We start from the raw sequence: 9376 nt of genomic DNA on the forward strand, positions 1-9376 counted from the left end.
GGGTGGGACTCGGGGTGGGTGTCGGGGACGGCGTCGGGGTGGGGCTGGGGGTCGGGGTGGGCCTGGGCGCCACAGCCGGGAGCACGGCCGGGGATGCCGGCTCGGGTTCCTGCTCGGGCGGCGTCGGGCTCGGCGTCGGCGTCGGTGCCTCGGGCCGGACCGGCGTGTATGGGGACGAGGAGGGCCGAGCGACCGTCTCCTTCGGGACCTCGTCGCCCGCCAGCGCGAACACCACCGCCGCGATCCCGACGGCGACGACCCCCGCCGCGATGCCCGCCTTCACCGGCGCGCCCAGCCCCTCCGAGACCGCCGCACCGCCACCGGCCCCGCCGGACGACGAGCCGCCCGCCGCGCCGCCGACGCCCACCGCACCCGCTCCGGCGCCCCCGGCGACCAGCGCGGCCACCTTGGCGTATCCGGCGGCGCCGAACCAGCCGATGACCGCGACCGGTACGACGGCGGGGATACCGCTGGCGACCTCCTTGATCTGGCCCGCGGCCAGCCGGCACCTGGCGCACTCCTCGAGGTGCTTGCGCAGTCCCCGTTCGGCCCGCGTGCGCAGACCGCCGCGGGCGTACGCGCCGAGCCGGTCGGCGTACCGGGAGCACTCCTCGTCGGTCACGAGGGTCGCGCTGACGTGGGCCTGGAGATAGGCCTGCTTGAGGCCTTCGCGGGCCCGGCTGGCGAGCACGCGCGTGCCGTTGGCGTCGAGTCCGAAGAGGGTGGCGACCTCGCTCGGCGACTCGTCCTCCACCTCGGTGTGCCACAGCACTGCCTGCCACCGCTCGGGCAGCGACCGGAACGCCTGCATGGCCATGGACCGCTCGGCCTCGTGCATCGCGCGTACGTCGGCACCGAGGTCCAGGGTGGCGTTGTCGGCGGACACCGCGGCCATCTGCGACCCGCGCGCGGCCTGCGCCGCGAACACCGCGAAGTCGTCGACCAGTTGCTCACGCTTCGCCGAGGTCGTCCAGTTCGCGGCGACCCGGCGGACGGTGGTGAGCAGATAGGCGCGTACGGCGTACTCCGGGCCGGAGCCGCCGCGTACCGCCTGGAGCATGCGGGCGAAGACCTCGGCGGTGAGGTCGTCGGCGGTGTGGCCGTCACGGCAGCACGTGCGCGCGTACTTGCGTACGGCATCGGCGTGGCGCCGGTACAGCTCCTCGTACGCCGTGTCGTCGCCCGAGCGCATCCGCCCGATCAGGTCGGTGTCGGACGGCGGCAGCTCGATGGGCGGCGGCAGCACACTGTCCGCGCGGGGCGGCAGCAGGCCGCCCTCGCGCTGCGCCGGGACGCTGCCCTCCATCGGGCCGTCGAGGTACTCCGGGTACTCCGCACCGGGCAGGGAGCCACCCAGGTACTGAACGCCGCCCGGACCGCCCTGGTTCGGCACCTGCGGGGAGGTCAGCCCGCCGCAGGTCTCCGGGTCACCGTCACTGGGTGACTCGTCCCGCCCGTCAACGCTCATCGCGGAAAGCCCCTGCCGCCTGCGCAGCTGACTGCACATCGAGTCCCGAACACCGGGTCAGAGTGCCATATCGGCTTTGTTCAGGGAGCCCGGAACGAACCAACCACTCATCCGTGGGGCTTCCCGCAACGAGGTACTGGCATTCACCCGAACGGGGAACGCCTGACCGTCACATACGTGACTTCACATGGGTCGCGATCGCAGTCCCTCCAGCAGGATGTCCAGCAGCCGCGACGAGGCCGCCGCCTGCTGAGCGGCATCCGGCAGCGAGGGTGCCGCCGTCGCGATCACCAGCAGGACGTCCGACACCGACACGTCCGGCCGTAGTGCGCCCGCCTCGCGCGCCCGCTCCACGAGCCGGCCCACCACGTCGAGCAGTGCCGTCGCACCCGGGTCGTCCGCCAGAGCCGCCGCCGCGGCGTCGTCGGGCACCAGCCGCAGCTCCCCGGTGCTGAAACCGGGACCGGCCGGCTGGGTCCGCTGCTGCGGCACCCGTGCCTCTTCGAGGCCGAGGCCACCGGAGGCACCGGAACCGTCGGAAGCGTCGTCGTCGGCGACGCCGACCCGCAGTATCTGCGGCGGCAGCAGCCGCCCGGCGCCCGAGGCCACCGACGTCCGCAGGAAGCGCGACAGCGCCGACCACGGCTCGTCCTCCTGCCCGAGCGCCGCACGTGCCTGGTCGGTCAGCCGGGCGGTCTCCTCCTCGGCTATCCGCCGGACCAGGACGTCCTTGCTCGGGAAGCGCCGGTACACCGTGCCGACACCCACCCGCGCGCGCCGTGCCACGTCCTCCATCGGCGCGCCGTATCCCAGCTCGCCGAAGACCTCACGTGCCGCGCGCAGTACGTGCTCCAGATTGCGCTGTGCGTCCACACGCAGCGGCGCCGTACGCGATGAGTCACCGCGTCCGTTGCCCGCCGCCGCGCTGACCGGTCCGCCTGGTGCGATGGCGGACGCGGATGACCAACGAGAATCCTGAATGTGCATAATGTTCCCCCGGTAATGACGTCTCCCCCCGGAGACTCCCCGCCATTGGTAGCCGGAGCGTACGGAACCAGCACTGAGCCACGGGCCCACCCGTCGCGGAGCGGACCCGAAAGAGCGCATCCCCCTACACCCCGTCGGCCTACGAACATAGTTGAGCAAGGGTCAATTCAGAAGGGGCACGTTCCGCACAGGGTGCCGCCCGATCGGAGTACGAGTCGCTTACGTCCCGGATGCCCCCCCTCCGGTCACCCGGCTCACCGCCGCTGACCTGCGATTCTGCCCCGAGCGGCGACGATTCGGGCAACGTTTCGGTCCACCGTCCGCCGGTCACACAAATTGTCGGGCCTGTGGACAAACGCGAGCGCTGGGTGCGTCATGGGATGGTGAAGGAACGTACGCGCATACTCGTTGTCGGCGGCGGCTACGTCGGGATGTACACGGCCCTGCGCCTCCAGCGGAAGCTCCAGCAGGAGCTGAAACGGGGCCAGGTCGACATCACCGTCGTCACGCCGAACCCGTACATGACCTATCAACCGTTCCTCCCCGAGGCGGCGGCGGGCAACATCTCGCCCCGCCACGTGGTCGTACCGTTGCGCCGGGTCCTCGACGGGTGCCGGATCGTCGTCGGCGAGGTCACGGCGATCGACCACGCCAAACGCACCGCGACCCTCACCACCCTCGCCACCACGGAAGAGGGAACGGGCCCCCAGCAACTGACGTACGACGAACTCGTCCTCGCCCCCGGCTCGGTCTCCCGCACCCTGCCGATCCCCGGCCTCGCCGAACACGCCATCGGCTTCAAGACGGTCGAGGAAGCCATCGGCCTGCGCAACCACGTCATCGAACAGATGGACATCGCCTCCTCCACCCGCGACCCCGCGATCCGCGACGCCGCCCTGACCTTCGTCTTCGTGGGCGGCGGCTACGCGGGCGTCGAGGCGCTCGGCGAACTGGAGGACATGGCCCGCTACGCCGCGCGGTACTACCACAACGTCAAGGCCGAGGACATGAAGTGGATCCTCGTCGAGGCCTCGGGCCGCATCCTGCCCGAGGTCGGTGCGGAGATGGGCAAGTACACCGTCACCGAGCTGCGCCGCCGCAACATCGACGTACGGCTGGAGACCCGCCTCGACTCCTGCGCGGACCGGGTCGCCGTCCTCAGCGACGGCGCCCGCTTCCCGACCCGTACGGTCGTGTGGACAGCCGGCGTCAAACCCCACCCCCTCCTCGCGGCCACGGACCTCCCGCTGAACGAGCGCGGGCGCCTCAAGTGCACCGCCGAGCTGAGGATCGAGGGCGCCACGCACGCGTGGGCGGCGGGAGACGCCGCGGCCGTCCCCGACGTCACGGCCGCGGAACCCGGCAAGGAGACAGCCCCCAACGCCCAGCACGCGGTCCGCCAGGCCAAGGTCCTCGGCGACAACATCGCCCGATCTCTGCGGGACGAACCGCTCGAAACGTACTCCCACAAATACGTCGGTTCAGTAGCCTCCCTGGGACTCCACAAGGGCGTCGCACACGTCTACGGGCGAAAGCTGAAGGGCTACCCCGCCTGGTTCATGCACCGCGTCTACCACCTGAGCCGGGTGCCCACCTTCAACCGCAAGGCCCGGGTGCTCGCCGAGTGGACCCTGTCGGGACTCTTCAAAAGGGAGATCGTCTCCCTCGGTTCGCTCGAACATCCCCGCGCGGAGTTCGAACTCGCGGCCGGTGGAAAGCCTTCCCAGTACCCGAACCAGGACCGGAAGCAGAACCCGAAGGGGTCATCCTGACCTGATCCAGGAACTCCACCGACGCGGCCTGCGTCTGAAGGATGTCGGCCCGGCCGACCACACTGCCAGACTGGTCCGACCTGGGGCGGGCCGCCGCTCGCCCTTCGAAACCCACGAGGCATTCCGCAAGTGCTGCATCTCCCGGGGAACACCACCCGTACCTCCGGCCGACCCGCTGCCGGCCTGTGCCGACAAACACAAGGCAAGGATTCGTGAACTTCACGCGCTGGAGCGCCCGACTTCCCGGAACGCAGCGCCGCGCCGCAGCGCGGACCGATCACCCGATGACTCCGGACCGACTCGGCGAGAGCTCCGGTCCCGGCTCCGTACCCGCCGCCCGCGCCGAGCAGCTCACCGGCGGGGCGCCCCCCGTCCCCGCGGTCGACGCGCTGCCCACCCGCGAGGTCCTCGACCGCATCCCGGCCCTGGTCGCCCTCGTCCAGGGCGCCGATCACCGCATCGCGTACGTCAACGACGCCTACACGGCGGCCTTCGGCGTACGGCCCGAAGGCAGCCCCGCCCGTGAGGCGGCCCCCGAACTCGACGAACTGGGCCTGCTGCCCCTCCTGGACCAGGTCCTGCGCAGCTGCAAGCCCCGCACGGTCAAGTCCCGCAAGGCGCACAGCGGACGCTCCTACACGATCACCTGCACCCCGGTCGAGATGACGGCCACTCCCGAAGGCAGTGGCGGCGTTCTCATCTTCGCCGCCGACGTCACCGACCACGCCGAGGCAGCCGAACGCCTGAGGGCCAGCGAACGCAGCCAGCGCGAAACCGCGGTGACCCTCCAGCGCTCCCTCCTTCCCCAGGAACTCGAGGAACCGGACGACCTCCGCGTGGCCGCCGTCTACCACCCCGGCGGCACGGAAGCGGCCGTGGGCGGCGACTGGTACGACGTCATCACCCTGGGCGGCGGCCGCACAGCCCTCGTCATCGGCGACGTCATGGGCCGAGGAGTGCGCGCGGCAGCGGTCATGGGCCAACTCCGTACGGCGGTCCGCGCGTACGCCCGCCTGGACCTCCCCCCGCACGAGGTCCTCCAGCTCCTCGACGGCCTCGCCGCGGAGATCGACGCCAACCAGATCGCCACCTGCGTGTACGCCGTCCACGACCCCAACGAGGGCAAACTGGTGTACGCCTCCGCGGGCCACCTGCCGATCCTGGTCCGCGACGAGAGCGGGGTTGTCCAACGGGCCGACGAACCCACCGGCCCACCCCTCGGCACGGGCGACTGGATCCACGCCTCCGGCTCGATCCCGCTGACCCCGGGCTCCACCGCGGTCCTCTACACGGACGGCCTGGTGGAACGCCGCAACGAGGACCTGGACGAGGGCATCGCCGCCCTGGAACGCGCCCTTTCCGGCGCCACGGGCAGCCCCCAGGTCGTCTGCGACCGGCTGGTCCGCTCGGCGGGCGTCACCGCGGACCACGACGACGACGTGGCGGTCCTTGTCCTCCAGCACCCGGCCCGCACCGGCCCCGACAGCGACCTGTTCCGCAACGCGGCCCTGGACCTCCTCGGCGGCATCGAAGCGGCCCCACGCGCGCGTGCGTTCGCCTCCGGCGTCCTGACGAGCTGGCGCTTCCCCACCGAACTGCACGACGTGGGCGTCCTGGCGGCCAGCGAACTCGTCGCGAACTCCCTCCAGCACGGCACACCCCCGATGCGCCTGCGCCTGCGCCGCACCGACCGCCGCCTCATCGTCGAGGTGACGGACGGCGACGACCACCTCCCCCTGCGCCGCACGGCGGAACCCGGCGACGAGTCGGGCCGGGGCATCGCCATCGTCGCGGCGGTCGCCACGAGCTGGGGCTCACGCCGGACACCGGGAGGCGGAAAGGCGGTGTGGTGCGAGTTCGTGCTGCCCAATCCGGCCCGGCTCGGAGCAGCGGCCCCCAGGGAGGCTCCGCGCGTCCCCTAGGCGAACCCCCGAGCGCCTGCTAGTAGCTCCTGCATGGCAGATCTCACAGGTTTCCCCCTCAAAGACAACGCCACACACGACGCCACCGAACACTACGAGCGCTACAGCGCCCTCATGATGGCGCCCTTCGTCGCCGCGATCGTCGAGGCCGCCGACCTCTTCCCGGGCGCCCAGGTCCTCGATCTGGCCTGCGGCACCGGCTTCGTCGCCCGCGCTGCCGCCGCCCAGGTCGGTCCCACGGGCCACGTGGCCGCCGCCGACCTCCTGGAGGACATGCTCACAACCGCCGCCCGCAACGCACCCCGGATGTACCCCGACATCGAGTTCACCCAGGCCCCGGCCGACAAACTCCCGTACCCGGACGACTCGTTCGACGTGGTCCTCTGCCAACAGGGCATCCAGTACTTCCCCGACCTGGACGCCGCACTCACCGAAGCGGCCCGCGTCACCCGCACGGGCGGCCGTCTCGCGATCACCACCTGGACTCCGCCGGCAGACCGCATTCCGTACTTCGCCGCCCAGCTCAAGGCCGTCACAGAACACGGCGATCCGGAGGCGAGGGCCCGTTTCGAGACGTCCCTCTCCTGCCCCGCCGACCGCCTCGTCGCCGCCCTGACCGCCGCAGGCTTCCACGACATCACGATCCGCGAGGTCACCTTCGGGATCGCCTTCCCGGACATCGCGGACTTCGTCACCGGCCACCTGGCGGCCGTCCCGTGGGGCCAGTCGATCGAGGAGGCGGGCGGACGGCCTCGCTTCACCGAGGCAGCGGAAACGATCCGCGAGGCACTGGCCCCCCACACGTCCCCCGACGGCTCGGCAACCCTCCCATTCACCTCGACCCTGGCCACAGCGACCGGCTGACCGCCCGTGCCTACTACTACGTAGTAGGCACCACGGCCTCCACCGAAGCCCCGCCCTGCGCGACCACCCGACTCCGCCGCGCCAGAGACGGCTGATTCTGTACGGGGGTCAGCTGCCGTCCCAGCCGTACGGCGAGGACGCTGATCCCCAGGGAGAACAGCAGGAACATCACGATGTACGGCGCGTGCAGCGAGGCCCCCAGGGGCCCACCCACCGCCGGACCGAGCGCCAGCGCCAACTGCTTCACCAGGGCGAACGCCGAGTTGTACTGTCCCGCCATCCCGGCAGGCGCCAGATCGGCCACCAGCGGCGCGACGGTCGGTGCCAGCATCGCCTCCCCGAGCCCGAACAGCGCGTACGTCGACACGAACGCGGCGCTCGCCATGGCCTGGCTGCCGTGCCCGAGCCCCGCGTACCCGGCCACGCCCCACGCGACGGCCCAGAGGATCCCCACGGCCGCGATCACTCGGGACCGCTTCTGCCGCTCGACGAACCTGAGCACCGCGAACTGCGCGACCACGATCACCGCGGTGTTCGCCGCAAGCGCTGAACCGAGCGACGACGTCGAGATCCCGGCCGCCTCGACCCCGTACGCGGCCAGCCCCGACTCGAACTGCCCGTAGCAGGCGAAGAACAGCACGAAGCCCAGCACACACAGCTGCACCATCGCCCGGTTCCCGAGCAGCTGCTTCCAGCTGCCCCTGGCCTGAGCCGGAGCACCGTCGATCTTCGGTGAACGAGGCATCCGCACGGTCGCCATGATCACAGCGAGCAGCAGGAACATCGCCGCCTCGATGCCGAACAGCAGAGTGAATGAGCCGACCCGGGTCGTGTCCACGAGATGCCCGCCGATGAGCCCACCGACGCCGAGTCCCAGGTTCTGCAGAAAGAACTGGGTGGCGAAGGCCCGCGACCGCGTCTCCGCCGACGAGAAGTCCACGATCATCGTCGCGAGCGCCGGCTGCATCACGGCCTGCCCGGCCCCCAGCGCCACAGCGGCCAGGAGTACGGCGGTCGCGTCGGCGGCGAGCCCGAGGCCCATCGCGCCGACAGAGGCGGTGACCAGGGCGACGAGCAGCACCGGCAGCGGGCCGCGCCGGACGATGGCCCGCCCGGCGAACGGCAGCACGATCAGCGCCGCCACGGCAAAGACGGCGAGTACGAGTCCCGCCGTCATGGCTCCCAGTCCCCGCACCTGCGCCACATAGACGTACAGATAGGGGACGGTGAAGCCGAGCCCGAACGCGCTGAGTGCGTTGCCCACATGGATCCGGCGCATCGCTGCGCCCATCGCCCTGGTCACTTTCACCTGCCTTGACGTGAAGTCGTACGCCAACCGAAGGGGTTAGACATGAAGACTTCGAAGCTAAAATTTAGAATTGAACAGTACACCTCGAAGGACTTCGACGCCAAGCGGCCGCATGGGAGACTGCGGGCATGGGTGACACCCCCGCCGTCGGTGAGCCGACGCTCGATGAGCAGATCGCCGCCTACCAGCGCGAGTTCAGAGACCTGGACCCCCAGGTCGAGAAGATCGTCGCGGCCCTGGGCCGGCTGAACCGCCGTATGAACGTCGCGTACGGCCGCCAGACCGCGACGCTCGGCATCAGCAACGCCGAGTGGGAGGTGCTCAAGGCGCTGGTGCTGTCCGGAGCCCCGTACCGCATGGGCCCGAGCGACCTCGCGAAGCGACTGGGCCTGACTCCGGCCGCGATGACCCACCGGATCGACCGGATGGTGACGGAGGGCCTGGTCACCAGGGAACGCGACGAGTCCAACCGGGTCCGCGTGATCGTGGGGCTGACGGACGAGGGCCGCGAGAAGTGGCTGGAGGCGATGCGCCTGGCCACCGTCTTCGAGGACGACCTCCTCCAGGACCTCTCCCAGGAGGAACGCGCGAGTCTCGGCGACGTCCTCACCCGTCTCCTGCGCCGAGTGGAGCACGCTCAGCCGGACGCCGGCGGCCGACTTAGCGATCTCGACTAAAGATCTTGACAGGGCGAGGCCGGGGATGGCAGGGGGCGCTTGACAGCCCCCTCCCCGACCCGTAAAGTTCTTCGGGTTGCCACGGGGCCGTAACGGTTCTGCGGCAGCACCTCCGCCGCAGCAGCGGCAAAACCAAACCATCAGCATGATCTCCCGTCCGGGTTGATTTCGGTGTGCCCGAATTTAATTCGAATGAGGCTCGATGGAGCTCAGCGGCCCGATTGGGAATCGCCGAGAGGATCGGTTAAGGTTTGAGACGTCGGAACGGCCCAACAGCCGGGAAGACAAGCCCCGCTGACTGGGAATCAGGCCCGAAAGGATCTGATAGAGTCGGACTCGCCGGAAAGGGAAACGCGAAAGCGGAAACCTGGAAAGCA

General features: G+C 70.6%; 7 protein-coding genes. 4 read left to right on the forward strand and 3 right to left on the reverse strand.

What is annotated here, in order from left to right; translation table 11 throughout:
• Together ADL01_RS13715 and ADL01_RS13720 are read right to left on the reverse strand one after the other, a co-directional pair.
• Positions 1–1468 (reverse strand): sigma-70 family RNA polymerase sigma factor (locus ADL01_RS13715; protein ID WP_053742251.1); only part of this gene is annotated, 1468 nt, incomplete at its 3' end.
• Positions 1469–1651: 183 nt separating this feature from the next.
• Positions 1652–2455: a TetR/AcrR family transcriptional regulator gene (locus tag ADL01_RS13720; RefSeq protein WP_053742252.1), complete on the reverse strand. Its 804-nt coding sequence runs from the start codon at positions 2453–2455 to the stop codon at positions 1652–1654.
• 380 nt (positions 2456–2835) lie between these two features.
• On the opposite strand from ADL01_RS13720, the gene ADL01_RS13725 reads away from it, so the two are divergent.
• The 3 genes from ADL01_RS13725 to ADL01_RS13735 all read left to right on the forward strand — a co-directional run bounded on the left by ADL01_RS13725 (position 2836) and on the right by ADL01_RS13735 (position 7013).
• The gene (locus tag ADL01_RS13725) at positions 2836–4227 is read left to right on the forward strand and encodes an NAD(P)/FAD-dependent oxidoreductase (RefSeq protein ID WP_053742253.1); all 1392 of its coding nucleotides are present in this window, start codon (positions 2836–2838) and stop codon (positions 4225–4227) included.
• A gap of 212 nt (positions 4228–4439) precedes the next feature.
• The gene (locus ADL01_RS13730; RefSeq protein ID WP_053742254.1) at positions 4440–6149 is read left to right on the forward strand and encodes a SpoIIE family protein phosphatase; all 1710 of its coding nucleotides are present in this window, start codon (positions 4440–4442) and stop codon (positions 6147–6149) included.
• A gap of 33 nt (positions 6150–6182) precedes the next feature.
• Positions 6183–7013, forward strand: coding sequence for a class I SAM-dependent methyltransferase (locus ADL01_RS13735; RefSeq protein WP_053742255.1), 831 nt, complete (start codon positions 6183–6185; stop codon positions 7011–7013).
• Between the two features lie 16 nt (positions 7014–7029).
• Here the strand turns inward: ADL01_RS13735 and ADL01_RS13740 are convergent, their stop codons facing one another.
• Complete coding sequence (locus ADL01_RS13740; RefSeq protein ID WP_053742256.1) at positions 7030–8304, reverse strand: MFS transporter; 1275 nt, start codon at positions 8302–8304, stop codon at positions 7030–7032.
• 146 nt (positions 8305–8450) lie between these two features.
• Here ADL01_RS13740 and ADL01_RS13745 point away from each other — a divergent pair, with 146 nt between their 5' ends.
• Positions 8451–8999: a MarR family winged helix-turn-helix transcriptional regulator gene (locus ADL01_RS13745; protein ID WP_053742257.1), complete on the forward strand. Its 549-nt coding sequence runs from the start codon at positions 8451–8453 to the stop codon at positions 8997–8999.
• The last annotated feature ends 377 nt before the right edge of the window (positions 9000–9376 follow it).

The sequence above is a fragment of the Streptomyces sp. NRRL WC-3618 genome, from assembly GCF_001280005.1.
In the GTDB taxonomy this organism is placed as follows: domain Bacteria; phylum Actinomycetota; class Actinomycetes; order Streptomycetales; family Streptomycetaceae; genus Streptomyces.